Origin of the sequence: Pseudodesulfovibrio pelocollis (assembly GCF_030282845.1) — a bacterium.
Lineage (GTDB): Bacteria > Desulfobacterota > Desulfovibrionia > Desulfovibrionales > Desulfovibrionaceae > Pseudodesulfovibrio > Pseudodesulfovibrio pelocollis.
Genome location: NZ_JASTWE010000102.1, coordinates 1 through 1483, shown reverse-complemented (window position 1 = coordinate 1483; position 1483 = coordinate 1). Strand labels below are relative to the sequence as shown.

1 protein-coding gene is annotated in these 1483 nt (G+C 48.3%); it reads right to left on the bottom strand.

Translation table 11 applies throughout. The annotated features are described in order from the left end of the window. Positions 1-78: 78 nt before the first annotated feature. Positions 79-1483, bottom strand: a 1405-nt coding sequence (locus QQS14_RS16360; RefSeq protein ID WP_285908088.1) for an adenylosuccinate synthetase, incomplete at its 5' end; no start/stop codon positions are given.

Genomic DNA, 1483 nt, shown 5'->3' with positions numbered 1-1483 from the left:
GCTAGGCCAAGCTGTTGCCTCTGCCATATGGTATAGCTTTGGGTGTAGCTCAAGAAAACGATCAAGTATCATGCGCACCTACCATGACCTGCGGTCGATTATACTTCTCATATGGAAGCGCGTTGAAATAAGAGAGACGGGTGCCTTCGCGAAGCGCTCGACCTCTTCAATAAACTCTATCGTTTTCTTTGTAAGCTGCTCAAACCGCCGAGCCTTTTGGTTTTCAGCACTGAGATAATCTGCAAAGGTCAAAGCGACATCCGTGGGTGAGTTAAGTGCAGTCGATTTCCGCAACAGATGCCAATCAAACTCGCCAATCCGACGTTTCCCGTTTGTCACAGACGTAATCTCCGACAACTCCGACATCGGCAAACCGGATCGTTTCGAAATCTCCTCCCTCGAAACATCCGGCGACATCGGCCCGGAAGTATTCCCAGATTCAGAATTAGGGACACGTATTGGATATGTTCGACAGACCATGACGATCTTGCGGACACGAGCAGCAGAAATACCTGCCTCTGCAAGACATCCTGAAACCGTGGTATCCCTTGATGTCACATGCGGATAATAGCCGTGATACAAACTAAGGCCAGTGCCCTGTGTGCCCTCTAATAAGACCTTGCTGTGACTTCTGAATGCATCATCGAATACTTCTAGCGCAGGCTTGACATAGCTTTTAAAATCATCATGATCTCTTGCGAGCACAACGGGATGCGCCGCACTGCCTCTGTGCATAATTCGTCGCGCAGCCGCTTTCCCAGCCCCTGACGCGGTTGAAGAGATGTCTCCCTTCAAAGAATTTTTTTCAAATCGTTTGTCCGTTCTGGATATCACCATTGCTTGTGGGTCAATAAAAAGCCTATCAACACCAATCTTGAAGCGGCCGATTTCTTTCATCAATATCGTTGGATTAACTACTGCTCCTGGGCCAATTACAAGCTTCGCATTACAGGATCCAGTACCAGACGGCAGCTGCCTGAAAACGAACTCCCCACCATCCGGGGTCTTCACCTTGTGCCCAGCATTTGGTCCTCCAACACGAACCAGGTAATCGTATTCGGGGGCAATATAAGCAGCGACATTGCCTTTCCCTTCGCTCCCATACTGCCCTCCAACCAGCACATCGACGAGCCGCTCATGCGAATTGCCATACAAACCGAGCAAACTCGCGGCTCTTTCAAAGACATCCCGATCCGTGCATTTATCCGTGTCGACTTCTATGTCAGATATCTTTGAAAGAGAAATTACCCGTTTTTCTGTCCTGTTACGCTGAGCATCAGCATAGCAAGAAAACTCTCCAGCCATCCCACTAAATTTTTCTTCATAGCGAACAGTTAAAACGTCTGTGTGGGCTGTTAGATGTATGTGAATGACTCTGTGCCTGTAAATTCTCCTGAAGTGCTCTACTTGTTCTTCCGTTCGGACAGAGTCAACAACCACATTCGCGTCCGGCGTGGCAAATATGAAGCGCTCAAAATCATTA